Genomic DNA, 25,135 nt, shown 5'->3' with positions numbered 1-25,135 from the left:
GGCGGACCCGGCGTCAGCCCGGCTGGACGAAGCGATAGGCTGCCCCCTGCTTCTCGACGCGGCCGATCGCGCCCGGCAGATGGTAGCCGATGATGCGGGCCTTCTCGGCCGCGGCGCGCTCCAGCAGGGCGCGCCGCGTCGCGACCGCCCTGTCGGGCTCATGGTCGGAGGTTGGCCGCCAGTCGGGATGCGCAAACGAGATCACGGGGTGCGTCAGCGCATCGCCGACGACGAAGACCGGCCCCTGCGCATCGCTGAAAGCGAACGAGACATGGCCGGGCGTATGGCCGGCCGTGGAAAAGGCGGTGACGCCGGGCGCCCAGTCCTGCCCGGCGCTGCGTGTCTCCAGCCGGTCGCCGAGTTCCTTCAGCACCCGTTGCGCGCCCGCTGCGAAGGCGTGGCGATCCTCCGGCAGGCCGTCATAGACCTTGGGGCTCGTCCAGTAGGCGACCTCGGCCGCGTCGGCGAGCCAGCGCGCATTGGGAAAGAGCGGCGTGTCGAAATCGTCCAGCGCACCCCAGAGATGGTCCGGGTGCAGATGGGTGAAGAGCACATGGGTGACGCTGTCGGGCGCGATGCCGGCCGCCTCGAGGCTGGCGGCGAGCTTGCCCGTGCCGGGCAGGAAATTCGCGCCCGAACCGCAATCGAAGACGATGGTGTCCTGGCCGCGCTTCAGGCAGGTGACGTTGAGCACGGTGGTCAGCGCCCCCGGCAGCTTCGCCACCTCCCGGACCTGCGCGATGTCGATGTCGCGCGCCAGCATCGCCGCCGGCATCTCGAAGCCGCCATCGCTCAGGACGATGACGCCGGCTGCGCCATCGCCGGTCTTCGCGACGACCTGGGCCGATGCGGGCAGCCGTCCCGTCGGCAGGAGCAGGGCCGCTCCGGCGGCGAGCATGCAGCGACGATCCAGCATCGAAACCTCCCTTTATATTGTTAAATAGGAATGTATCGAAATTTGATGGGTGCGCAAGCGTGCTCCTCCGGCCGGCCCATCACCGTGTCGCAGCGCCGCGCCAGTCAGGATGTATCCAAAATGGCCCTAGAAACTTCTGTGCGCTGGATTAGGCACGTTGTTTGCATACAATAATGCGATGTTCTTGATGTGCCGGAGAGAGGAGAGAGGCATGCAGACCCCGCTGCGGGAGATCGTGGCCGTCCAGGCGCGGACCTGGTCAGGCATTGAACAACCCAATGAGGCGGCCGGCGTCATGGCCGATGCCCTGGCCGGCACCATCGCCGGCTTCGAGGCCCTGCGCGGGCAGCTCGCCTTCGAGGACGAGCCCTCGAGCTTCGAGGCCGCGCTCCAGGAAACGAAGGAGCCGCAGCCATGAACGCCGCCGCGAAAAGCTCGCTCCTGCATCTCTCGCTGACCGACGCCGCCGACGCGCTGAAGGACGGCTCCGTCACCGCCGTCGAACTCACCACCGTCGCGCTGGAAGCCTTCACCCGTATCGACAAGGCGATCAATTCGGCGATCTGGCTGGAGGGCGCCGCTGCGCTCGAAGCCGCCGAGGCTCTGGACAAGAAGCGCAGATCCGGCGCGACGCTGGGTCCGCTCCACGGCCTGCCGCTGGCCCACAAGGACATGTACTACAAGGCCGGCAAGCTCTCAACCTGCGGCTCGGCGATCCGCAAGGATTTCCGCCCGACCTATACCGCGACCGTGATGGAGCGGCTGGAGGAGGCCGGCTCGGTGACGCTCGGCGGGCTGAACATGGCCGAGTTCGCGCAGAACCCGACCGGCCACAACCAGCATTACGGTCATTGCCGCAATCCCTGGCACACCGACTACTGCACCGGCGGCTCCTCCTCCGGCTCGGGCGCGGCGGTCGCGGCCCGGCTGGTCTATGGCGCGCTGGGCTCGGACACCGGCGGTTCGATCCGCCTTCCGGCCGCGATCTGCGGCGTCACCGGCATTAAGGCGACGCAGACCCGCGTCTCGCGCCATGGCGTGATGCCGCTCTCCTTCTCGGCCGACAATGTCGGGCCGCTGACGCAGACCGCCCGCGATGCCGCGCGCTTCCTCGGTGTGATCGCGGGGCATGATCCCAAGGATCCGACCTCGTCGGCCGAGCCGGTGCCGGACTACGAGGCGGCGCTGACCGGCGACATCCGGGGCATGCGCATCGGCGTGCCCACGAACTACTTCTTCGACGGCATCGATCCCGAGGTCCAGGCCGCCTTCGACGCCGTGGTCGCGGTGCTGCAGGCGCGCGGCGCCGTGATCCTGCCGGTGACGATCCCGCATATGGATGCGGTTTCGACCTATGGCGGCATCGTCTCGCGCGTCGAGGGCGGCACGATCCACGCCCAGTGGATGCGTGAGCGCCCGCAGGACTATGCCGTGCATCTGAGCGGGCGGCTCTATCCCTCGCAGGGCATTCCCGGCACCTATTACCTCGAGGCGCTGGCAAGGCGCGGAGCGATCCTGAAGGCGGTGGCGGCTGCGGTCTTCGGTGTCTGCGACGCCTTCATCACCCCGACCCTGCGGATGAAGGTGCCGACGCTGCTGGCGACCGACATCGATGCCGGCACGCCGGGCGCGATCGAGACCTTCCAGGACGTCTCGATCAACACGCGGCCGATCAACTATCTCGGCCTGCCCTCGGTCAGCGTGCCCTGCGGGCTCGATTCCAATGGCCTGCCGATCGGCTTCCAGATCCAGGGCCGCCCCTTCGCCGAGGCGCGCGTGCTGAAGATCGCCGACGCCTATCAGCGCGACACCGACTGGCACCGCCGCCTGCCGCCCAACGTCTCCTGACATGGCATACGGATCTGCCGCCGCCCCGTCGGCGGCAGATCGCCCTCAGCGGATCGAGGGCCGCCGCTGTCCGCCATCGACATGGATGTCGGCCGCATTGATGCCCGCCGCGCGCGGCGAGACGACGAAGGCGATCGCGTCGGCGATCTCCTGGACGGTGCTCAGCCGCTTCGCGGGAAAATCCTCCGCCTCGAACTTGGCGAAATCCTCGGGCCGCTCGGCCCGGGTCCGCTCCCAGCCGCCGCCGGGGAAGATCGTCGAGCCCGGCGAGACCGCGTTGACGCGGATGCCCTGGGGTCCCAGCTCCCAGGCCAGCGAGCGCGCGGCATGGATCAGCCCGGCCTTGGCGGCGGCGTATTGCGCGCCGCGCGCGGCCGGAGCGCGCCCGGAGATCGAGGCGACGAAGACCGCATTGCCGATGTCGCTGCGGGCGAGCGCCGGCGTCGCTGCGCGGAGCGCCGCGACCGCATGGCCGACATTGAAGCGGAAGGTCTCCTCCCAGTCGGCGTCATTGCTGTTTGCCAACTCGCGCTCGCCGAAGCTGCCGCCGGCATTGGCGATCAGGATGTCGAGCCCTCCATAGGCGGCTATCGTCTCCGCCACGGCCCGCGCCGAATCGGCGGGGTTGCGGAAATCCGCCTGGATGGTCAGGACCTCGCCGCCCCGTTCCCGGATCTCGGCCGCGGTCTCCGCCAGCGTCTCCGCCCCGCGCGCGGCGATGGCGAGGCGGGCGCCCTCGCCGGCGAGCAGCAAGGCGGTAGCCTTGCCGATGCCGCGGCTGCCGCCGGTGATCAGTGCGATCCTGCCCTTCAGACCCAGATCCATCTCAGGCCGCCTTCGGGAGCAGGAGCTTCTTGGCGAGCATGCAGTGGATGCCCTTGGAGCCGTTCACCGTCTGCGTTACCCGCAGATCGGCGGCGATCGAGCACAGCGTATAGGCATCCTCGCGCGACAGCCCCGCCACCTCGCCGATCAGCACGATCATGTCGCGCAGTGCCATCTCGGCGCAGCGATCGAGATCGGGGTCCATGCCCATGGTCAGGTAATGCGTCGGCGTCTCCGCCCGCGGATAGGTGAAGGAGAGGTCCTCGCGCAGGATGAAGGTGAAGCGGCCCTGCAGCGCGGTCTCGATCGCCGTGACGCAGACCTCGCCGTCGCCCTGCGCCGCATGGCCGTCGCCGCAGGAGAACAGCCCGCCCTCGACGAAGACCGGCAGGAAGATCGTCGCGCCCTCGACCATCTCCTTGTTGTCGAGATTGCCGCCGAAGGCGCGCGGCACGATCGAGGTCACGCGGCCCCAGGCCGGCGGCGGTGCCGTGCCCATCACCCCGAAGAAGGGCGCGAGCTCCAGCTCCAGGCCCCAGGGCAGCTTGCCGATCTTGGCGTTGAGGTCGAGCGGGATGTGCAGCAGCCGCGTGGCGTGGAAATCGCTCTGCAGCGTGCCGGCGAGCGGGCGGATGACGTTGTAGCCCCAGTCCTGCCGGAGCTGGATGTCCTCGATCCGCACCTCCAGCACATGGCCGGGCCTGGCACCCTCGACGGCAATGGGCCCGGTCAGGATATGGCCCGGCAGGGTCTTCTCGGCATGGGCATGGACGTCGGTGATCTCGGGCGGGGTGGTGAAGCCGCTGCCCGGCTTGGGGTGGACCTCGGGAGCACCGGTCACCGTATCGACGGTGACCGTGTCGCCGCTGGCGATCACCAGCTTCGGCTTCAGCGCCGCGTCAAAAAAGCCCCAATGGCAGGTCGCGCCGCTGGCTTTGAGGTGATGATGGGTCATGCGTCGTCGTCCGCTTCAGGGGGAGGGGAGGGTGTCGTGCAGGGCTGAGGCCACTGGGGCCCGCGCGCCGGCATTGTGGCGCATCGTATAGAGGGTGCCACCGGCCACCAGAGCGGCGCCGACGATGGTGACGAGATTGGGCAATTCGGCGAAGACGAGATAGCCGCTCACCGTCGCCAGCAGCAGGCGGACGAAGTCGAGCGGGGCCAGCGCCGAGGCCTCGCCCATCTGGTAGGCGCGGGTGACGAGCCATTGCCCGGCCGTGCCGACCACGCCGATCCCGACCATCAGTGCCCATTCGACCGGCGTCGGCGGCGTCCACAGGAAGACGGCGGGCAAGCCCAGCGCGATCAGCACCACCGCGCCCTGCCAGAACAGGATCGTCTCCGTGCGCTCGGACTGGCCGAGCACGCGCACCGAGATGGTGATGCCGGCCCCGAACAGGGCGCCGAGGATGGCGAGCAGCGCATAGCCGTTCATCGCCTCGCCGCCTGGCCGCAGCATGACGAAGACCCCGGCGAAGCCGATCGCCAGCGCGATCCAGCGCCGCCGGTCGACGACCTCGCGCAGGATCAGGATGGCGAGCAGCGTCACGAACAGCACCTGCGCGAAGCCCAGCGCCGTCGCCTCCGCCATCGGCAGATGGATCAGGGCCGTGAAACCGCAGAGCATGGCGCCGAGCGAGAACATCCCCCGCAGGAACTGCAGCCCCGGGCGGCTGGTGTGCATGATCCGCGGCAGGGCGCGGCCGACCACCAGAGCCAGGATCAGCGTCATCACCAACTGCCGGACGATCAGGATCTGCGGCAGGGGAATGCGCCCGCCGGCCAGCTTGATCAGCGTCATCATCACCGCGAAGGCGGTGAAGGCGGCGATCATGAGCAGTGAGCCGCGCAGATTGGGCGTGGCCGCCAGCCACCAGCCGCGGGCGCGTTCCAGGGGGCGCCGTCGCTCCGTCGGCAGGGCATTCGCCGCTGCCGGCAGGGCGGTTGCGGCGAGGATCGAAGCGGCGGCCGCGAGGCTGTCCGCCGAGGCCTCGACGGTGACAATCTCCGGAGCCGGCTCCGGCAGCGCGTCGTCAGGCAGGAAAGCGACGGCGCGCGCCCCGGCATCATCCTCGCTCATGGGGGCACCGGGTGTGGCCCTCGGCGCACCGGCGCCTCATGCCGCCTGCCTGAGTGCGGCTGTCGCCGGCCTCAGCCCCGTGAGCGCCAGCGCCGTCTCGATCTGCGCCCCGATGCGCAGCACCGTCGCCTCATCGAAGGGCCGCCCGACGATCTGCACCGAAAGCGGCAGGCCGGAGGCCGAGAACCCGGCCGGCATCGACATCGCCGGGTTGCCGGTGACGTTGAACGGCATGGTCTGGATCGGCCAGTTCGGCGGGAAGGCGTCCGACATGCTGTCGAAGCGCGCGGCCGGCGCCAGCGCCGAGGCGCAGAGGATCGCGTCGTAGTGCTTGAGCAGCTGGTGATTGACCGCGACCGCCAGTTCCCGGCGCAGGCGGTAGGCCTGGGTCAGATCGGCGGCGCTGAGTGTCGCCCCCAGGATCATCCGGGTGAAGGTCAGGCGGCCAAAATCGAGCGGCCGCTCGCGATAATCCTTCTCGTGGATGGAGAAGGCCTCCGAGAACATGATCACCCGCCCGACCGCGTTGAACAGCTCGTAATCGGGGATCGTGACCTCCTCGACGATCGCGCCGGCCTTCGCCAGCAGCGCTGCAGCGTTGTCGATCGCGGCGACGACCTCCGGCGAGACGCCCTCGGCCTGCGCGAAGAAATGGCGCGGCAGCGCAATCCGGAGACCGCTGACATCGCCGTCGAGCCCGCTGCGGAAATCAGGGAGCGCAACATCGGCGCTGGCGGGGTCGAGCGGATCATGGCCCGCGATGACCTCCATGGTGATCGCGCTATCCTCGACGGTCCAGCTCAGCGGGCCGCAATGGTCGAGCGTGTAGGAGAGCGGGAAGACGCCGCGCCGCGACACCAGCCCATAGGTCGGCTTCAGCCCGACCGTGCCGCAATAGGCGGCCGGCCCGCGGATCGAGCCGCCGGTGTCGGAGCCCATCGCCATGCGGCACAGGCCCGCCGCCACCGCCGCGCCCGACCCGGAGGACGATCCGCCGGGAATGTGCTCGGGGTTCCAGGGGTTGCGCGCCGGGGGAAACGGCAGGTCGAAGCTCGGGCCGCCCAGCGCGAATTCATGCGTCGAGAGCTTGCCGAGCAGCACGCCGCCACCCGCCTTGAGCTTCGCGGCCACGACGGAGTCGGCGGCGGGCACATTGTCGACCAGCAGCTTGGAGTGGCAGGTCGTGCGGATGCCGGCCGTGTCGTAGATGTCCTTCAGCGCATAGGGCACGCCCTGCATCGGGCCGGCGTCGATGCCCGCCTTGAAGGCGGCGTCGGCGGCGTCAGCATCGGCGAGTGCCCGTTCGGCCGTGACGGTGATGAAGCTGTTCAGTGCGCCGTCCAGCGCGGCGATCCGCGCCAGCGCGTCCTGCGCGAGCATGGTCGCGGTCACCTCGCCCGCACGCAGGGCAGCGCCGGCCTCGGCAATGGAAAGTTCGTGCAGCGGTTTGGTGGTGCCGGTTGCGGACATATCAGACCCCCTTCATCAGGGTGACGAGGGAGAAGGTGTTGGAGGGCTCGGCGGCGGCCGTGCGCGGCTGGCGCAGCAGCGCGCACATGCGCTTAAGGTCGCCATAGCCGGAGAGGACGGCGTCCATCCGGTCCGCCGGGACCGCCACTTCGGCGCGCCGCAGCAGCACCTCCAGTTCGAGCTTCAGATCGGCCGCGCTCGTCTCGCTCATCGCCCTGTCTCCGGTTCCGCTTTCGTCGGCCGGGCGATGCAACCGCCATGCCATTCCTGCGTCATTGTATCCAATAAAGCTCGGTGCCTTGCGCGACGGCGGGGGCGACTCGCCTGCTGGCCTGCGGTCGCCGACGATGGCGGGGCGTGCAAGAGCCCAATAAAGCGGCGGCTATGCCTCAACTTATCAGGTGTAGAAGCCGCTCATCTCGACGCTCCGGCCTCGCTCCGGTGCGGCGCGTCCATTTTGGCGGCAGTGCTGCATTGAATACAATCACTCGAAGCTTGGCACGGGGCTTGCTGTGATGGCGGGGCTATCGTCGGCGCGGCCCGAGGTGGGGCCTATGTCGGCGCGACCCTCACCCCGTCGATCAGGAGCGTCCCATGCACACCATCGCGATCCCGGAATACGTTCTCCAGCGCGTCGTCGAGCGGCGTGGCAAGGTCAGGCTGTTCGAGACGCTCGATCCGACCCGCACCGCGCTGATCGTGGTCGATCTCCAGAACGGCTTCATGGCGCCGGGCCAGCCGGCCGAAATCCCCTTTGCCCGCGAGATCGTGCCCAACGTCAACCGGATCGGGCAGGCGCTCAGGGCCGTCGGCGGCCTCGTCGTCTACATCCAGAATACGATCACGGACGAGACGCAGGCCGACTGGTGCGTCTGGTTCGACAACTTCACCAAGGGCGACTTCAAGCAGCGCATGATCGCTGCCTTCGCGCGCGGCAGTTTCGGCCACGCCATCTATCCGGACCTCGAGGTCCTGCCCGGTGACTGGGCGGTCGAGAAGCAGCGCTTCGGCGCCTTCGTCGAGGGCTCGTCGACGCTCCATGCGCAATTGCAGGAGCGGGGCATCGACACGCTGATCATCGTCGGCACGGCGACCAATGTCTGCTGCGAGTCGACCGCGCGCGACGCGATGATGATGAACTACAAGGTCGTTTTCGTGTCCGACGCCAATGCCTGCCGCACGGACGAGGAGCACAACGCGACGCTCGGCAACATCCTGGCCCTGTTTGGAGACGTCCAGTCGACCGACGAGGTCATCGCGGCGTTCGGCGCTGGCGCTGCGGTGCTGCAGGCGGCCGAGTGATGTCGATCCCGCGAGGCGGCCGCGCCTTCGGCGGCGCGGCCTGCACGGCGGAACCAAGATATGTTCGCAGCTTCTCCGGAAAAATATTGTGCAGCGCAGCAGAGTGCGGCCTGCACAATGGCCACTTCGCTTCGCCCGCTGGCCGCTATGGCCAAATTGTGTGCAATGACGTGATCGGGGCGTGATAGTGCGCGTCGCTCGGTCATGACGGCGAAGCCAGATCAGATGGGTTAGGCGCTTGTTTCCGCCGGAATTCGAACTCTGCGCGCGCGCCGTCTCCCGGCAGTGTACAGCGCTGCGTGGCCGGATTGGACACAATCGAGCCGGCTTGGCACGGCCCTTGCTAAATTCCCCGGGACGCCGCTCACGACCTCATCGCATCCCGGAGGGAGCCTGCATGCCTCACCACACCCAGACTTTTCGGAAGAACGCCGCTTGTCTCGCCGCCGGCATTGCCCTGGCTTTCGGGGCCTCCGCCCTATCCTCCATTGCCCCCGCCCAGGCCCAGACGACCTTGCGCGTCGCGATGACCGCGGGCGACATCCCGGACGTCACCGGCCAGCCCGATCAGGGCTTCGAGGGCTACCGCTTCGTCGGCTACACGCTCTACGACTCGCTCATTCTCTGGGATCTCTCGCGCTCGGATGTCGAGGCCTCGCTGACGCCCGGCCTCGCCACGAAATGGGAGATCGACCCCAAGGACAGCAAGCGCTGGATCTTCACCCTGCGAAAGGACGTGAAGTTCCATGACGGGTCGGATTTCAACGCCGACGTCGTGCTCTGGAACATCTCGCGCCTCACCGACGAGAAGGTCCCGCATTTCAACGCCAAGCAGTTCGCTTCGATGCGCACCCGCACGGTCAATATCGACCGGGCCGAGAAGGTCGACGATCACACCGTCGCGATCATCACCAAGGAGCCGGATTCACTCTTCTACGTCCAGATGAGCTTCTGGATGATGATCTCGAAAGCCCAGTTCGAAAAGGCCGGCTCCTACGAGAAATACGCCCAGATGCCCTCAGGCACCGGTCCCTACCGCTTCGCCGGCATGGTGCCGCGCGAACGGCTGGAGCTGACCCGCAACGAGACTTACTGGAATCCCAAGCGCATTCCCAAGCATGACCGGCTGGTGCTGCAACCGATGCCGGAGGCCACGACGCGCGCCGCCGCGCTCCTGTCCGGCCAGGTCGATTTCATCGAGGCGCCCTCGCCGGACACGATCGCCCGGCTCAAATCCTCAGGGATGCAGGTCATCACCCTGCCTTACCCGCACAACTGGCACTACCAGTTCAACTTCGTCGACGGTCCCTTCAAGGACAAGCGCGTGCGCCAGGCGGCGAACTACGCGATGGACCGCGGCGAAATGGTCGAGATGCTGAACGGCCTGGCCCAGGAGGGCTACGGCACCGTGCCGCCGAGCTCGCCCTATTTCGGCAAGCCGGTCCTCTACAAGCTCGACCCGAAGAAGGCGACCGCACTCCTCAAGGAGGCGAAGTGTTACCCCTGCGAGGTCACGCTGGCGATCTCAACCTCGGGCTCGGGCCAGATGCAGCCGCTGCCGATGAACGAGCTGGTCAAGTCGCAGCTCGAGGCGGTCGGCTTCAAGGTCAAGCTCGAGGTGATGGACTGGAACGCGCTGCTCGACGTCACCTTCAAGGGCCGCGAGAAGTTCCCCGCCTACCACGCCATCAATGTCAGCCGTGCCACGCAGGATCCCTTCTCCGGCATCTTCCGCTTCGCCATGCGCAAGCAATGGGCACCGGCCGGCGGCAACTGGGGCCATTACCAGAACCCGGAGATCGAGAAGCTGATCACGGAGATCTACAACACCTTCGACCAGGCCAAGCGCGACGCGATGATCACCCGCGTCCACGAGATCATGAACGCGGACGCCGCCATGCTCTTCGTCACCCATGACCTGAACCCGCGCGCGCTCTCGCCCAAGGTCAAGGGCTTCGTCCAGGCCCAGAGCTGGTTCCAGGATCTGACGCCGATCACCGTCGGCACGACGAACTGACGCGGCCCCGCCTTCGGGATGCGGCCCGTCGGGGCCGCATCCCCCTCCGAGCCCAAAGCGATCCAGGACCCGAGCCGACCGAAGGAGACCTCCATGTGGCACTACATCGCAAGGCGCATCGTCTACGCGATCCCGATCGCCATCGGCGTCACGGTCTTCTGCTTCGCGCTCGTCTTCCTGGCGCCGGGCAACCCCGTCCAGATGCTGCTCCCGGCCGATGCCAGCCAGGAGGTCGTCGACCTCATCATGAAGACCTACGGCTTCGACCGGCCGCTGCCGGTGCAGTACTGGACCTGGCTGACGCGCGCCGTCGTCGGTGATCTCGGGGTCTCGATCCAGTCCAACCGGCCGGTGATCGACGAGGTGCTGCGCGCGCTGGGCAACACCGTCTTTCTCTCCTTCGGCGCGGTGATGCTGGCCTTCAGCATCGCCTTCGTGCTCGGCACGCTGGCGGCATATTACCGGGGCAGCGCGGTCGATCGCGGCGTCACCGCCTTGTCGATCGTCGGCGTCTCGATACCCAATTACTGGCTCGGCATCGTCCTGGTCATCGTCTTCGCGGTCGAGCTGAACTGGCTGCCGGCGACCGGCATGGGCCCGCGCGGCTCGGAAACCTTCGACCTCTTCAACTGGTCGCATTTCAAGCATGTCATCCTGCCGATCATCACGCTCTGCATGGTGCCGGTCGGGATGATCACCCGCACCACGCGCTCCGCCGTCTCCGAGGTGCTGGGCAATGACTTCGTCAACACGCTGCGCGCCAAGGGCCTCGGCGAGCTCGCGGTGATCCGGCACGCGCTCAAGAACGCCATGCCCCAGATCCTGGCCGTGATGGGTTTGCAGTTCGGCTACCTGATGGGCGGCTCGATCCTGGTGGAGACGATCTTCAACTGGCCAGGCACGGGCTTCCTTTTGAACAAGGCGATCCTGACCCGCGACATCCCCGTCCTGCAGGGCACGATCCTGATCCTCGCCCTCGTCTTCGTCTTCACCAACCTCGTTGTCGACCTGTTCCAGACCGCGGTCGACCCGCGCATCAAGCGCTCCTGAGGAGGCGACCATGACCGATTTCACCACGGCGACCCGTCTTCTCGCAGCGGAAGAAGAGGCCCCGGCCACCAAGGTCCGCGGCTACTGGCAGAATGTCGGCTACCGCCTGCGCTACGACTACGTCACGCTCGCCTTCGCGCTGGTCATCGTTTTGATCGTGGCCCTGGCCGTATTCGCGCCCTGGATCGCGCCAAAGGACCCCTACAAGACCTCGATGGCCTTCCGGCTGCGCCCGGTCGGCTTCCGCGACTTCCATCTCGGCACCGACGAACTCGGCCGCGACATCCTCTCGCGCCTGATCCATGGCGGACGCATGTCGCTGCTGATGGGCGTGGTGCCGGTGGTCTTCGCCACGCTGATCGGCGGCTTCCTCGGCGTGCTCGCCGGATTCATCGGCGGCAAGCTGAACATGGCGATCATGCGGACCATGGACGTCTTCTACGCCTTCCCCTCGATCCTGCTGGCGGTCGCGATTTCCGGCGCCATGGGCGGCGGTATGGCCAATGGCATGGTCGCGCTGACGCTGGTTTTCATCCCGCCGCTCTGCCGCATCGCGGAGACGGCGACCACACAGGTCCGCGGGCTCGATTTCGTCGAGGCCGCCCGGGCCTCGGGCGGCTCGACCGGCTCGATCATCGCCACCCACATCCTCGGCAACGTGCTCGGCCCGATCTTCATCTACGCCTCCGGCCTGGTCTCGGTCTCGATCCTGATCGCCTCGGGGCTGTCCTTCCTCGGCCTCGGCGTCGAGCCGCCCCATCCCGACTGGGGGCTGATGCTCTCGACGCTGCGCCAGTCGATCTACGTCAACCCGATCGTCTGCGCGCTGCCGGGCGTGATGATCTTCGTCACCTCACTCGCCTTCAACATGGTCAGCGACGGGCTGCGCCAGGCGATGGACGTCAGACTGTGAAAGGGCCCGCCATGTCCACGACAGAAGCGCTGATCTCCCGCCCGCCGCAGCTGTCCTCGGTCCCGGAGGGAGACCTCCGCGATCGCGGCGGCCCCTCCCAGCCGATGCTGATCGTCTCCGATCTGAAGAAGCACTTCGCGATCAAGGGTGGGATGCTCAACCGCACCCAGGGGCATGTCCGGGCCGTCGACGGCGTCTCCTTCACCGTGCTCAAGGGCGAGACGCTCGGCGTCGTCGGCGAGTCCGGCTGCGGCAAGTCCACCCTGGCGCGGCTCCTGATGCATCTCATCCCCTATGACGGCGGCGAGGTGCTGTTCGATGGCGAGGCGATCGGCGGCGTCCGCGGCCTGACCATGAAGGAGTTCCGGCGCGCCATGCAGATGGTGTTCCAGGACAGCTACTCCTCGCTCAACCCGCGCCTGCCGGTCGAGGAATCGATCGCCTATGGCCCGCGCGTCCATGGCATGCCGGCCGCCAAGGCCAAGGAGATCGCCCGCGAACTCCTGACCAAGGTCGGCCTCAAGCCCGACCTCTTCGCTCAGCGCTATCCGCACGAGCTCTCCGGCGGCCAGAAGCAGCGCGTCAACATCGCCCGGGCGCTGGCGCTGGAGCCGCGGCTTCTGATCCTGGACGAGGCGGTCTCGGCGCTCGACAAATCGGTCGAGGCGCAGGTCCTGAATCTGCTGCGTCAGCTCAAGCGCCACTTCAACCTGACCTATGTCTTCATCAGCCACGATCTCGACGTGGTGCAATACATCTCCGACCGCGTGCTGGTGATGTATCTCGGCGAGATCGTCGAGATCGGGCCGGTCGATGCGATCTACGACCATCCCAAGCACCCCTATACCCGCGCGCTGCTCGCCTCGCGGCTCTCCTTCGATCCGGCCGAGCGCGTCCATGAGGCGCCGCTGACCGGCGACCCGCCCAACCCGATCAACCCGCCATCGGGCTGCCGCTTCCGCACCCGCTGCCCGATGGCGGAAAGCGTCTGCGCGGAAACCTCGCCCCGGCTCGAGGGCGCCGTCGCGGCCGACATCCATGTCGCCGCCTGCCACGTCCAGAACCCGGGCTCGGGCCACAGCCTCGCCGGCAAGGCGCCGGTGCTGGTCGCAAGGCCCCAGCCCAGTCCCAAGGTCGAGGCCGCCCCGCTGGCCGCCACCGCGTGAGGAGGAACCGATGACGACAGCCACCGCGCCATCCGCCGTTCCCGGCCCCGTCGCCCTCGCCGCGGTCCGCCCGCTGGTCGAGGTCGAGGACCTCTCGGTCAAATTCGTCAGCCGCGAGGCCACCGTCGCCGCCGTCAACGGCGTCTCCTTCTCGATCCAGCCGGGCGAGGTGCTCTGCATCATCGGCGAATCCGGCTCCGGCAAATCCGTGACGATGCGCGCCCTGATGCGGCTTCTGCCCAAGGGCCGCACGAAGATCGGCGGGCGGATGCGCGTCGGCGAGCACGACATCATGGCGCTCAGCGACAAGGAGCTGACGCAGATCCGCGGCTCCACCATCTCGATGATCTTCCAGGAGCCGATGACGGCGCTCGACCCCGTCTACACGATCGGCCACCAGATCGCCGAAACGGTCGTCAAGCACGAGGGCTGCTCCTATGCCGACGGGCTGAAGCGCGGGCTGGAACTGCTCGAATTCGTCAAGGTGCCCTCGCCGGAGCGGCGGCTGAAGGCCTATCCGCACGAGCTTTCAGGCGGCCTGCGCCAGCGTGCGATGATCGCGATGGCACTGTCCTGCCGGCCGCAGCTTCTGCTGGCCGACGAGCCGACGACCGCACTCGACGCGACCGTGCAGATCCAGGTGCTGGTGCTGCTGCGCAAGCTCCAGCGTGACATGGGCATGAGCGTGATCTTCGTCACCCATGATCTCGGCGTCGCCGCTCAGATCGCCGACCGCGTCGCGGTGATGTATGCCGGCCGCGTCGTCGAATCCGGGCCGGTGCGCGACGTGCTGATGAACCCGCAGCACCCCTATACCCGCGGCATGCTCGCCTCCTCCGTCCATGGCAGCGCGCGCGGCGTCGACATCGAGGCGATCCCCGGCTCCCCGCCCGACATGCGCCGCCTGCCGCCGGGCTGCGCCTTCGCGCCACGCTGCAAATTCGCCGACGATTCCTGCCGTGCCGCGAGCCCGCCGGAAACCTCGCCTGCGCCCGACCGCACCGTCTGCTGCTTCAAGGTCGGCGCACCCGCCTTGTCCTCCTGAAACCCGCACGAGAGAGCCCGCCATGCACAAGGTCGAGATCCCCGCCTATGTCACCGAGCATGTCGTCGCTCGTCGCGGCGTCGAGCATGTCTATGCCGATCTCGATCCCGCCCGCACGGCGCTGATCGTGGTCGATCTCCAGAATGGCTTCATGATGCCGGGCGTCGCCCATGCGCTCTGCGACACGGCCCGCGAGATCGTGCCCAACGTCAACCGGATCGCCGACGCCGTGCGCCGGACCGGCGGCAAGGTGTTCTGGATCAAGAACACCCATGACGAGGCCTGCCTGACCTCCTGGTCGCATTTCCATGAGGACCTGACACGGCCGGAGCGGCGCGGCGCGCGCGTCGAATCCATGTCGGAAGGCAAGCTCGGCCACGAACTGTGGGCCGATCTCGAGGTCGCGCCGGAGGACGAGATCGTCCGGAAGACGCGCTTCAGCGCCTTCATCCAGGGCTCGTCCGATCTCGAGGCGAGGCTGCGGGCGCAGGGCTACGACACCCTGATCATCACCGGCACGGTGACCAATGTCTGCTGCGAATCGACCGCCCGCGACGCCATGATGCTGAACTTCAGGACGATCATGGTGACCGACGGCAACGCCGCCAATTCCGATGCCGAGCACAACGCCTCGCTGATCGCCTTCTACCTCACCTTCGGCGACATCATGGACACGCAGATGCTGATCGGCTGTCTTGAGAAGAACGCCCGCTTCCGCGAGGCGGCCGAATAACCCGGCGCGCGCGCCCGACACCCCGAGAGAGATATGCCTGTTTTGCCCAAGGTCGCGGTCATTGGGACCGGCGGCACGATCTGTTCCATCGGCACCGGCCCCTTCGACATCCTCGACTACGGCGCCAATGAAACGATGCTCCATGCCGACGCGCTGGTGGCGATGTTTCCCGACGTCGCCCAGCTCGCCGAGATCATCGCCGTTCCGTTCAAGGCGGTGCCGAGCCCCAACATCTTCTTCGAGGACTGGAAGGCGATCGTCCTGACCTGCGACCGGCTCGTCGCCGAGCATCCCGACCTCGCCGGCATCGTCATCCTGCACGGCACCGCCTCGCTGGAGGAGACGGCCTATGTCCTCAGCCTGACGCTGAAGGTGGCGGTGCCGGTGGTCGTCGTCGGCTCGCAGCGCCCGGCGAGCGCGCTCTCGACCGATGCGGGGATGAACCTCGCCAATGCGATCCGCACCGCGGCTTGCCCGCAGGCGCGCGGGCTCGGCGTTCTCGTTCTGCTCAACGACGAGATTCACGCCGCGCGCGACGTGACGAAGACCTCGACCTTCCGGCTGCAGACCTTCCGCTCGCCCGATTTCGGCGTGCTCGGCCATGCCGATGGCGACGCGGTCGTGTTCTACCGCAAGCCGGTGCGAAAGGCGGCGCCCGACACGGAGTTCGATATCCGCAGCCTCGACGCCCTGCCGCGCGTCGACATCGTGCTCGCCTATACCGGCTCGGACGGCACGGCCGCCCGCGCCTTCGTCGCGGCCGGCGCGAAGGGCATCGTCTCCGCCGGCTTCGCGCCGGGCTTCGCCGGCCCGGCTGATTTCGAGGTGCTGAAGCAGGCCGCTGCGGACGGCATCGTCGTGATGCAGTCGACCCGCGCCGGCTCGGGCCGCACCTTCAAGGGCAAGCGCCTGCGCGAGGGCGGCTTCCTGATCACCGACAATCTCACGCCGCAGAAGGCAAGGCTGCTGCTGGCGCTGGCGCTGACGATCAGCGCCGAGCCGGCCGAGATCGAACGCATCTTCCTGACCTACTGACGATGACTGTGATCCTGAAGGCGCCGGCGGGAGAGGAGCGCGATGCGCGACGCGGCGTCGTGATGATGCTCGTCGGGTTGGCGCTGTTCTCGATCCTGAACGGTGTCGTCAAGGCGCTGGCCGAGACCTTCGCGGTCAACCAGATCGTCTTCTTCCGCAACGGCTTCGCACTCGTCACCCTGCTGCTGATGGCGCGCGGGCTCGGGGGCTTTGCCGCGCTGAAGGTCCACAACCGTCCCGGCATGGCGTTGCAGGCGGTCCAGTTCACGGCCGTCCTGCTCTTCATCTTCGTGGCCTATCGCCACATGCCGCTCGCCGACGCGACCGCGATCTCCTTCCTCCAGCCGGTCCTCGTGCTGCTGCTCTCGGCGCCGCTGCTGGGCGAGAAGGTGACGCGGCTGGGCTGGCTCGCACTGCTGCTCGGACTCGGCGGCGTGCTGCTGATGGTGAAGCCGAGCGGCGGCGGCAGCCTGTTCGGGCTGACCATGTCGGTCATCGGCACGGTTTTCAGCGCGCTCTCGCTGATCCAGCAGCGCAGCCTCTCGCGCAACGAAACCTCGCTGTCGATCGCCTTCTGGACGCTGGCCGGCTCGGCCCTGCTCGTCCTGCCGAGCCTGCCCTTCAACTGGGTCCAGCCGACGCCAGCGCAATGGGCGCTGCTGATCGGCAACGGCCTGGCCTCGGGCGCCTGCCAGTATTTGACCACGCGGGCGCTCTTCCATGCGCCGGTGGCGACGATCGCGCCGCTCTCCTACACCAAGATGCTCTGGGCCCTGATCGTCGGCTTCGTCTGGTTCGGCGACGTGCCGACGCTGCTCGTCCTCGGCGGCTCGGCGATCGTGATTGCCGCGAGCGCGCTGGTCTATCTGGCCCCCAGGCCGGTGCCCGCCCCGGTCAGGCTCGAAGAAACGCCATGAATCCTCTGACATCCCCCGTCGCAGCCTGGATGCGGGACATCCGGGCCGGCTTTGCCGCCATGCGACCCTCCCGCTTCCCGTATCCCCGCTTCGCCCTGGCGCTGGCGCTCGGCGTCGCGGGCGGCTTGCTGTTCCAGCGCCTGTCGCTGCCCTTGCCCTGGATGATGGGCCCGATGGTGTTCTGCACGCTGGCGGCGCTGCTGCGTCTGCCGGTGGCCGCGCCCCCGGTCATTCGCCCGCCCATGACGATGGTGATCGGCGTCATGCTCGGCGCGGCCTTCAGCCCCGATCTCATGGCGCGCATCCCGCAATGGTGGCCGGCCACGCTGGGGCTCGTCGCCTTCATCGCGCTCTGCGGCGGCTCGGTGGTCTGGTACTTCCGCGCGGTGGGCGGCTATGACCGCACCACCGCCTATTTCGCCGGCATGCCGGGCGGGCTGGTCGAGATGATCAGCATCGGCGAGGAGCGCGGCGGCGACGGACAAGTCATCGCGCTCGTCCACTCGGTCCGCATCCTGCTCATCGTCATGACGCTGCCCTTCGCCATCCAGTGGCTCGAGGGCGTCTCGCTGAACCGGATGGCCGGTGCCGTCTCCGTCTTCTCCACGCCAGCGACGGCGGAACTCTGGCTGCTCGGCTGCGGCCTTGCCGGCTGCCTCCTCGGCCACAGGCTGAACCTCCCCGCGAAATATCTGCTTGGACCGATGCTGGTCAGCGCTGCCGTTCATCTCGCGGGCTGGAGTGACTTCAAACCGCCCTTCGAGATCGTCAACGCAGCCCAGCTGATCCTCGGCGTCGTCATCGGCTGCCGCTTCGCCGGCACGGCGCCGCGCACGGTCGGGCGCATCATCCTGCTCTCGCTGGGCTCGACCGCGATCCTGCTGTTCTGGACCGCCGCCTGCGCCGCCCTCGTATCGTGGCTGACCGGATTTCGCGCGATGACGCTGATCCTGGCCTACTCGCCGGGCGGCCTGGCCGAAATGAGCCTGATCGCGCTCGCCGTCCATGCCGAGGTCGCCTTCGTCGCCGCCCACCACATCATCCGCATCTTCGTGGTGATGGTGGCCGCCGCGCCGGTTTATGCGGTCATCGCCCGCCTCGGCCGGGACCGGGCCGGCTCACCCGCGCCGCGCGGGATGCCGGCCGAATGAGACGATCCGGTTGCTTGTATTGCATACAATGAAGCACTGAAGCGCCCATCATGCACACTTTCTCGTCAGCGCCGCCGGAATCGCGTTGACGTAGGGGCCATCGCCCCCTAATTGCCTGCCGACTGTACACGATCGGGATGATTCTGCCGCCGGCATGATCATTCTCCGGCCGCGGGCAGGTCCCCTTCTTCATCCGCCTCTTCGACAGGACGGCACATCATGGCGACACGCGGCGTCTCGGTCACCAACAAGCTCAGGGAAGCCGTGCTCGGAGGCGACTATGCTGGCGGCACACGCCTGAACGAGGTCGATCTCGCCGATGCGCTGGCGGTGTCGCGCACGCCGATCCGGGCCGCCCTCTCCACCCTCGCGGCCGAAGGGCTGCTCGAATATCGCCCCAACAGCGGCTACGCGGTGAAGACCTTCGCCGCCAAGGACATCGAGGGCATCTATGTCGTGCGGGCCAATCTCGAGGGCCTGTGCGCACGGCTGGTGGCGCAGCAGGGCCTGTCGGACGTCCATCGCGGGCTCCTGCACAAGGTGCTGGCGGAAAGCGAAGATCTGCAGAACGTCGAGAGCTGGACCGACGAGGTCTCCGATCTCTGGCGCGATCTCAACGACCGCTTCCACAACACGCTGATCGAAGCCTCGGGCAACTCGCATCTCGCGATGATGCTGCGCAAGTCCCGCACCATTCCGCTGCTCAACCAGCTCAAGTTCCGCTGGTTCGACATGGAAACGCTGGCCCGCGCCCATGACGACCACAGCCAGATCTTCGCCGCCATCACCGGCGGGCAGGTCGTGCGCGCCGAGAGCCTCGCCGAGGAACATGTCTACCGCTCGGGCCAGCGCATCATCGAACACTGGCGCAAGATGGATACGCGCAAGCCGGCCGCCGGCACGAAGGCCCGCGCCGCCTGACCTGCCGCTGTCGCCGCCTCGTCGCGGCACGGCCCGGGGGCCGTGCCGCGCGGCAGCCGCCTCAGGCGGCCTCCGCGAGGCCAAGCATGGCCGGGCGCCTTTGCCGCCAGGGCGTGGCCTGCTCGAAGGCATGCGCGGCCTGCAGCAGCACCGCCTCGCCGAAGGGCCGCGCCGCGAGCTGGATCGACACCGGCAGGCCATTGGGGCCGAAGCCCGAGGGGACGCAGATCGCCGGCATCCCGGTCAGGTTGAAGGCCATGGTGAAGTTCGGCTTGTCGAGATTGTCCCAGCGCGGGACCTGGTCGATCGGCGGCGCCTCGTCGGGGTTGCCGGCGGTCAGCACCACGTCGACGCCGGCCATCGCCGCCGCCATTTCCGCGATCAGCTCGCGCCGCCGCCGCAGCGCCTGGACATAGTCCATGCCGGTGCAGAGCGCGGCGAAGACCAGGCGGTCGCGATAGCGCTGGCCGAACTTCTCGGGGTTCTTCAGCATCATCCGCTCATAGGCCGCGCCGCGCTCGACCGTCGAGATGAAGAAGCCGGCCGCATTGTACTCCTGCATGGCCGAGAGCTTTATCTCGACGATCTCCGCGCCGAGGCTCTCATAGGTCGAAATCGCGGCGTCGATGCCGGCCTTGACCGCGGGAGCCACCGGCCTGTCGGTCTCGTGCCAGCGGCTGAGCACACCCACTTTCAGCCCCTTGGCCCCCTTTCCGAGCCCGGCGGTGTAGTCGGGCACCGGCCTGTTGGCACTGGCGGGATCGGCGGGGTCGTGACCGGCCAGCGCCTGCAGCATCAGCGCGCAATCCTCCGTCGTCCAGGCCATCGGGCCGATATGGTCGAGCGAATAGGCGGCCGGCGCGACGCCGGCGCGGCTGACCAGCCCATAGGTCGGCTTGAGGCCGACGATGCCGCAGAGCGCCGCAGGGCCGCGGATCGAGCCGCCCGTATCGGTGCCGAGCCCGCCGAGCACGAGGCCGGCCGCAACCGCCGCCCCCGTGCCGCTCGAGGATCCCGCCGTGAAGCGCTGCGTATTCCAGGGATTGCGCGAGGGCGGCCAGGGCAGATCGAAAGACGGGCCGCCATCGGCGAATTCATGCGTGGTCAGCTTGCCCATCAGCACGGTGCCGGCGGCATCGAGCGCCGCGGCGCAGGTCGCGTCGGTCTCGGGGATATTGCCGATGTTGTGGGCGGACTGGCAGGTCGTCAGGATGCCCTTGGTGTCGATGATGTCCTTGAGGCCGATCGGGATGCCGTGCAGCGGCGATGCCGGGCCCGAGGCCTTGATCTCGGCCTCAGCCTTCTTGGCGTCGGCCCGGGCGCGATCCTCGGTCACGGTGACGAAGGCGTGCAGCTCCGGCTCGAAGGCCTTGACGCGGGCCAGGCACATCTCGGTCAGCTCGACCGGGGAGAGCTTGCCGGCCTTGATCAGGGCGGCGGCCTCGCTGATGGTCAGGATGTCCGTGCTCATCGGGCGACCTCCTCGGTCGGGAAGCTGAAGACATGGGCCGGCTCGGCCATATAGCTGCGCTCGCCGCGGATCCGGGCCGACATCTCGACGATGTAGCCATAGGCCTCGGCATATTCGGCGATCTGCTCGGGCGTCAGGGTGAAGCCGGCGCGTGCCAGGAAGGCGCTCATCTCGGCTTCGGATGCGATCGGTGTCGGCATGGCTGGCGGTTCTCCTGTGGCGCGGGTCGAATGCCCGCAGGCCTTGCGGGCGGCGAGGGGCCGGGCTCCGGCTAGAGCGGAACCTGGCGACGCTTGCGGTGCTCGTCCTGGAAGATGAAGACGGTTGCGCCCATCACGATCGCGGCGCCGACCAGCGCCCAGCGATCGGGAATTTCCTGGTAGGCGAGCCAGGCGAACAGCGCGATGAAGGGCAGGCGGGCGAAGTCGAAGGGCATCACGGTCGAGGCCGGCGCATTGCGCAGCGCCAGGAACAGTGTCAGCCGGCCGACGAACATCGCCACCGCCATCACGACCAGAAACAGCATCATGTCGAGGGACGGTGTCCGCCAGTAGAGCACGGCGGGGATCAGGCCGGTGACCACCGGGATGAGGGTGGTGATGGCGACGATGCGGCTGGTGCTCTCGATCTGCGTCAGACGCTTCGAGATCAGGTACATCGAGGCCATCGAAAGGGTCGAGATCATCAGCGCGATCGTGCCGGCGTCGAGCGCGACGAAGCCCGGCCGCGAGATCACCATCACGCCGACGAAGCCGACCATCACCGCCGCCCAGCGGCTGCGCGAAACGCTCTCGCCGAGCAGGACGCCGGCCAGCGCCGTCACGATGATCGGGGCGGCGAAGGTCATCGCGGTCGCCTTGGCCAGCGGTACATGAGCGAGCGCATAAAACCACGTCAGGTTCGAGACGCAGCCGACCGCGGTCATGATCGCGTAGAGCCTGCGCTTCTCGCGCCGGTCCGGCAGGCCGGCCCCGCCCCGCAGCTGCGGCCAGACGAAGACGAGCATGATCAGATTGGTCAGGAAGCTGATCTGGAACGGATGCAATTCGGTTGCGATCTGCCGGACCAGCGAATTGCCGCCCGCCAGGAAGGCCGTGCTCAGGATCATCCAGAGGATCCCGGCCTGGGCGGTGTTGCGGGCCTCGGCCATGGCGCGGCGCATTCCTCGAATACGGGGCAGGGGGAACGGGCGGCCCCGGCGGGCCGCCCGGCATTAGGGTCAGGCGGCGAGCAGGGCCGGCCGCGTCGCACGCCACTGGGTCGCCTGCTCATAGGCGTGGCCGAGCTGAAACACGGTCGTCTCGGCGAAGGGGTGCCCGACGAGCTGGATCGCGACCGGCAGGCCCGTTCCCGGCTCGTAGCCGGCGCAGAGCGCCAGCGCCGGCAGGCCGGTGACGTTGAACGGCATGGTGATCGAGGGCTTCTGGTACATCAGCCATTTCGGCACCTCGTCGATCGGCTGGGCCGGGAAGGGCGAGCCGGCCGTCAGCAGCACGTCGATGCCGATCATCGCCTCCGCCACCGCGGCTTTCAGCTCCTGGCGTCGGCGCAGGGCCTGCACGTAATCCGCCCCCGTCAAGAGTCCGCCCATGCTGATCCGGTCGCGCGCGATCTCGCCATAGAGCTCCGGCGTCGCGCGCAGATCCGCCTCGTGGATCGCGAAGGCTTCCGACGACATGATGATCAGGCCAACGGCAGCGAAGTCCATCAGCGGCGGCAGCGTCACCTCCTTGATGACGCAGCCGAGCGATGTGTAGACCGTGATCGCCTGCTCGATCGCCGCCAGCACGGGCGGCGCCGCCTGATGGTCGGTCTCGTGGAAATGGCGGATCACGCCGATGGTCTTGCCCTTCACCGTCTCGTCGAGCTTCTCGGTGAAGTCCGGCACCGCGACATCGGCGCAGGCCGGATCGAGCGGATCATGCCCCGCCATCGCCTGCAGCATCAGCGCCGCATCCTCAACCGTCCAGCACATCGGCCCGGCATGGTCGAGCGATTGCGACAGCGGCAGGATGCCCCTTCGCGAGAGCAGCCCATAGGTCGGCTTGATGCCGGCCAGCCCGCACAGCGAGGACGGGCTGCGGATCGAGCCGCCGGTGTCCGAGCCGGTCGCGCCCAGCACCATCCCGGCTGCGACCGCCGCGCCCGAGCCGGAGGAGGAGCCACCGGTCGTGCGGGCCGGGTCCCAGGGGTTGCGCGCGGGCAGCGTGAACAGGTCGAAGGAGGGGCCACCGATGGCGAATTCGAAGGTGCCGAGCTTGCCGGTGATGACCGCGCCGCTCTCGCGCAGCTTCGCCACGGTGAAGGCGTCCTCGGTCGGGACGCGGCGCTTCAGCAGGTTGGAATGGCCGGTCGTCGCCACGCCGGCCGTGTCGTAGATGTCCTTCAGCCCGACCGGGATGCCATGCATCGGGCCGCGCGGCCCGCTCTTGCCGATCTCGGCCTCCGCGGCCTCGGCCGCTTCCAGCGCCAGCTCCGGCGTGAAGGCGACATAGGTGCTCAAGCTGGCGTCGAGCGCCTGCGTACGCGCGATGCAGGCCTTCGTCAGCTCGACCGGTGAGAGCTTGCGCGCCGCGATCAGTGTCGAGGCCTCGCGGATGGTGAGCAGCGTGGGATCGCCGGTCATCTCAGCGGCCCATGGGGGAAAAGATATGAGCCGGCTCGGCATCATATCCGCGGGGCTTGCGCACGCGCTCCCGCATCGCCTGGAGCAGCATATAGGCGCTGCGCATCTCATCCATATGCTCGGGCTTGACGCTGATGCCCGCCCGGTCGAGCAGCACCTGGAAGGCTTCGGTCGAGATGGTCTCGCTCATGATCGTCTCCACGAAAGAAGGAAAGGCACCGGGTCACTCGGCGGCGAGCGCCTGCTGCGCCCATGGTGCCGGGCGCAGGTCGCGGAAGGCGGTGGCTTTCTCGAAGGCGCTGCCGACGCGCAGCACGAGGTCGTCCTGGAACGGCCGCCCAACGATCTGCATGGCGAGCGGTAGCCCCGCCACCGAGAACCCCGAACAGACCGACAGCGCCGGCGAGCCGGTCAGGTTGAAGACGCGGGTGAAGGAAGGCCGCGAGCGCGACATCATGTTGCCGAGATCGCCGAGCTTCGGCGCCACGCCCGGCATGGTCGGACAGATCAGCACGTCGACGCTCTCGAACACGGTCGCAATCTCGGTGATCAGGCGGCCGCGCTCGCGCAGCGCGTTGACATAGTCGCAGGCCCGCACGAACGCGCCCATCATGATGCGCTGGCGGGCGAGCTCGCCATAGAGTTCAGGGGTCGCCTTCAGCGTCTCCTCATGGAAGGCGAAGGCCTCCGAGCGCGAGATCAGCGCCGCGACGTCGCCATAGGCCGAGAGCGGCGAGAGCGTGACGTCGACCACCTCGCAGCCCAGCTCCCGGAAGGTCACCAGCGCCGCCTCGATGCCGGCCTTGATCTCGGGGTCGGTTTCGGCGTCGCTCTCGAAGAAATGCCTGACCACGCCGATGCGCAGCCCCTTCACATCCTTCTGCACGGAGCCGGCGAAATCGGGCCTGGCGACGTCGGCGCTGCCGGGGTCGAGCGGGTCGTGCTGCGCCAGCACCTCCATCATCAGCGCGCAATCCTCGCTGGTCCAGCACATCGGCCCGCCGTGGTCGAGGCTGAAGGAGAGCGGCAGGATGCCCCGGCGGCTGACCAGCCCATAGGTCGGCTTCAGGCCGGAGATCCCGCACCAGGCGGCCGGCCCGCGGATCGAGCCGCCGGTGTCGGTGCCCATCGAGCCCATGGCGAGCCCGGCCGCGATCGCCGCACCCGAGCCGGAGGAGGAGCCAGCCGGATCATGGGCGAGGTTCCACGGGTTCTTCGCCGGCGGCCAGGGCAGGTCGAAGGAGGTGCCGCCGATCGCGAACTCCCAGGTCGAGAGCTTGCCGAGCAGGATGGTCCCGGCCTCGGCCAGGAGCCGCGTCGTCGTCGCGTCCTCGTCCGGGACATGGTCCTTGTAGAGGGCGGAATGGCCGGTCGTGGGGATGCCCTTGGTGTTGTAGATGTCCTTCAGGCCGATCGGCACGCCATGCAGCGGCCCCTTGTAGCCGCCCTTCATGATCTCGCCTTCGGCCTTGCGCGCGGCCGCCATCGCCTGCTCCGGCAGCACGCGGATGAAGGCGTTGAGCTGCCCGTCGAAGGCCTCGATCCGGGAGAGATAGGACGCGGTCAGTTCGACCGGGGAAAGCTTCTTGGCCTGCAGCAGCGGGGCGGCTTCGGCGATGGTCAAATCGTGCAGCGCGGTCATGGCGGCC

General features: G+C 68.1%; 25 protein-coding genes. 13 read left to right on the top strand and 12 right to left on the bottom strand.

Annotated elements, in window-relative coordinates; genetic code table 11:
- Window positions 1-13: 13 nt before the first annotated feature.
- Entirely contained in the window at window positions 14-916 is a 903-nt protein-coding gene (locus SJY11_RS00440) for an MBL fold metallo-hydrolase (RefSeq protein ID WP_376984442.1), read from the bottom strand.
- 211 nt (window positions 917-1,127) lie between these two features.
- Here SJY11_RS00440 and SJY11_RS00435 point away from each other — a divergent pair, with 211 nt between their 5' ends.
- Window positions 1,128-1,334: a hypothetical protein gene (locus SJY11_RS00435; RefSeq protein WP_376984441.1), complete on the top strand. Its 207-nt coding sequence runs from the start codon at window positions 1,128-1,130 to the stop codon at window positions 1,332-1,334.
- On the top strand, window positions 1,331-2,764 hold the full coding sequence (locus SJY11_RS00430) for an amidase (protein ID WP_376984439.1): 1,434 nt from the start codon (window positions 1,331-1,333) through the stop codon (window positions 2,762-2,764). Before SJY11_RS00435 ends, SJY11_RS00430 begins: the two co-directional genes overlap by 4 nt.
- A gap of 45 nt (window positions 2,765-2,809) precedes the next feature.
- Here SJY11_RS00430 and SJY11_RS00425 read toward each other — a convergent pair whose 3' ends face one another.
- Genes SJY11_RS00425 through SJY11_RS00405 form a run of 5 tightly spaced genes read right to left on the bottom strand, consistent with a single transcriptional unit; the run spans window position 2,810 to window position 7,350 of the window.
- Window positions 2,810-3,589 (bottom strand): SDR family NAD(P)-dependent oxidoreductase, encoded by a 780-nt coding sequence (locus SJY11_RS00425; protein WP_376984438.1) that lies wholly within the window; start codon window positions 3,587-3,589, stop codon window positions 2,810-2,812.
- A 1-nt stretch (window position 3,590) separates the two neighbouring features.
- Window positions 3,591-4,544 carry an acetamidase/formamidase family protein gene (locus SJY11_RS00420; RefSeq protein WP_376984436.1) on the bottom strand — a complete coding sequence of 318 codons (954 nt, stop codon included), beginning with the start codon at window positions 4,542-4,544 and terminating at the stop codon, window positions 3,591-3,593.
- Between the two features lie 15 nt (window positions 4,545-4,559).
- A complete protein-coding gene (locus tag SJY11_RS00415; protein ID WP_376984435.1) occupies window positions 4,560-5,669 on the bottom strand; it encodes a DMT family transporter in 1,110 nt (369 codons plus the stop codon).
- A 36-nt stretch (window positions 5,670-5,705) separates the two neighbouring features.
- Window positions 5,706-7,139, bottom strand: coding sequence for an amidase (locus tag SJY11_RS00410; RefSeq protein ID WP_376984434.1), 1,434 nt, complete (start codon window positions 7,137-7,139; stop codon window positions 5,706-5,708).
- Between the two features lies 1 nt (window position 7,140).
- On the bottom strand, window positions 7,141-7,350 hold the full coding sequence (locus tag SJY11_RS00405; RefSeq protein ID WP_376984432.1) for a hypothetical protein: 210 nt from the start codon (window positions 7,348-7,350) through the stop codon (window positions 7,141-7,143).
- A gap of 383 nt (window positions 7,351-7,733) precedes the next feature.
- Here SJY11_RS00405 and SJY11_RS00400 point away from each other — a divergent pair, with 383 nt between their 5' ends.
- The 11 genes from SJY11_RS00400 (at window position 7,734) to SJY11_RS00350 (ending at window position 19,389) form a co-directional block, all read left to right on the top strand.
- Window positions 7,734-8,441 carry an isochorismatase family protein gene (locus SJY11_RS00400; RefSeq protein WP_376984430.1) on the top strand — a complete coding sequence of 236 codons (708 nt, stop codon included), beginning with the start codon at window positions 7,734-7,736 and terminating at the stop codon, window positions 8,439-8,441.
- Window positions 8,442-8,838: 397 nt separating this feature from the next.
- Window positions 8,839-10,458: an ABC transporter substrate-binding protein gene (locus tag SJY11_RS00395; RefSeq protein WP_376984429.1), complete on the top strand. Its 1,620-nt coding sequence runs from the start codon at window positions 8,839-8,841 to the stop codon at window positions 10,456-10,458.
- A gap of 93 nt (window positions 10,459-10,551) precedes the next feature.
- On the top strand, window positions 10,552-11,508 hold the full coding sequence (locus tag SJY11_RS00390) for an ABC transporter permease (RefSeq protein ID WP_376984427.1): 957 nt from the start codon (window positions 10,552-10,554) through the stop codon (window positions 11,506-11,508).
- Between the two features lie 10 nt (window positions 11,509-11,518).
- Complete coding sequence (locus SJY11_RS00385; protein ID WP_326911194.1) at window positions 11,519-12,421, top strand: ABC transporter permease; 903 nt, start codon at window positions 11,519-11,521, stop codon at window positions 12,419-12,421.
- A 104-nt stretch (window positions 12,422-12,525) separates the two neighbouring features.
- On the top strand, window positions 12,526-13,587 hold the full coding sequence (locus SJY11_RS00380) for an ABC transporter ATP-binding protein (protein WP_376989217.1): 1,062 nt from the start codon (window positions 12,526-12,528) through the stop codon (window positions 13,585-13,587).
- Between the two features lie 10 nt (window positions 13,588-13,597).
- Complete coding sequence (locus SJY11_RS00375) at window positions 13,598-14,632, top strand: ABC transporter ATP-binding protein (RefSeq protein WP_376984426.1); 1,035 nt, start codon at window positions 13,598-13,600, stop codon at window positions 14,630-14,632.
- A gap of 22 nt (window positions 14,633-14,654) precedes the next feature.
- Entirely contained in the window at window positions 14,655-15,365 is a 711-nt protein-coding gene (locus SJY11_RS00370; protein ID WP_376984424.1) for an isochorismatase family protein, read from the top strand.
- A 33-nt stretch (window positions 15,366-15,398) separates the two neighbouring features.
- On the top strand, window positions 15,399-16,400 hold the full coding sequence (locus SJY11_RS00365) for an asparaginase (protein WP_376984423.1): 1,002 nt from the start codon (window positions 15,399-15,401) through the stop codon (window positions 16,398-16,400).
- A 2-nt stretch (window positions 16,401-16,402) separates the two neighbouring features.
- Window positions 16,403-17,317 (top strand): DMT family transporter, encoded by a 915-nt coding sequence (locus tag SJY11_RS00360; RefSeq protein WP_376984422.1) that lies wholly within the window; start codon window positions 16,403-16,405, stop codon window positions 17,315-17,317.
- Entirely contained in the window at window positions 17,314-18,468 is a 1,155-nt protein-coding gene (locus SJY11_RS00355) for an AbrB family transcriptional regulator (RefSeq protein WP_376984420.1), read from the top strand. The genes SJY11_RS00360 and SJY11_RS00355 overlap by 4 nt, the downstream gene beginning before the upstream one ends.
- A 219-nt stretch (window positions 18,469-18,687) precedes the next feature.
- A complete protein-coding gene (locus tag SJY11_RS00350) occupies window positions 18,688-19,389 on the top strand; it encodes a GntR family transcriptional regulator (protein ID WP_376984418.1) in 702 nt (233 codons plus the stop codon).
- 61 nt (window positions 19,390-19,450) lie between these two features.
- On the opposite strand, the gene SJY11_RS00345 is transcribed toward SJY11_RS00350, so the two are convergent.
- From SJY11_RS00345 to SJY11_RS00320, 6 genes are all read right to left on the bottom strand, one after another.
- Entirely contained in the window at window positions 19,451-20,860 is a 1,410-nt protein-coding gene (locus tag SJY11_RS00345; protein ID WP_376984417.1) for an amidase, read from the bottom strand.
- On the bottom strand, window positions 20,857-21,060 hold the full coding sequence (locus tag SJY11_RS00340) for a hypothetical protein (RefSeq protein WP_267520353.1): 204 nt from the start codon (window positions 21,058-21,060) through the stop codon (window positions 20,857-20,859). The genes SJY11_RS00345 and SJY11_RS00340 overlap by 4 nt, the downstream gene beginning before the upstream one ends.
- Before the next feature lie 71 nt (window positions 21,061-21,131).
- Window positions 21,132-22,010, bottom strand: a complete 879-nt coding sequence (locus tag SJY11_RS00335; protein ID WP_376984415.1) for a DMT family transporter — start codon at window positions 22,008-22,010, stop codon at window positions 21,132-21,134.
- Window positions 22,011-22,079: 69 nt separating this feature from the next.
- The gene (locus SJY11_RS00330; RefSeq protein WP_376984413.1) at window positions 22,080-23,486 is read right to left on the bottom strand and encodes an amidase; all 1,407 of its coding nucleotides are present in this window, start codon (window positions 23,484-23,486) and stop codon (window positions 22,080-22,082) included.
- A gap of 1 nt (window position 23,487) precedes the next feature.
- On the bottom strand, window positions 23,488-23,676 hold the full coding sequence (locus SJY11_RS00325; RefSeq protein ID WP_376984412.1) for a hypothetical protein: 189 nt from the start codon (window positions 23,674-23,676) through the stop codon (window positions 23,488-23,490).
- A 33-nt stretch (window positions 23,677-23,709) separates the two neighbouring features.
- Window positions 23,710-25,128 (bottom strand): amidase, encoded by a 1,419-nt coding sequence (locus SJY11_RS00320; RefSeq protein WP_376984409.1) that lies wholly within the window; start codon window positions 25,126-25,128, stop codon window positions 23,710-23,712.
- Window positions 25,129-25,135 lie beyond the last annotated feature (7 nt).

Source organism: Allobosea sp. R86505, from assembly GCF_042466375.1.
Classification (GTDB): domain Bacteria; phylum Pseudomonadota; class Alphaproteobacteria; order Rhizobiales; family Beijerinckiaceae; genus Allobosea.
This window is presented reverse-complemented; position numbering and strand designations above follow the sequence as displayed.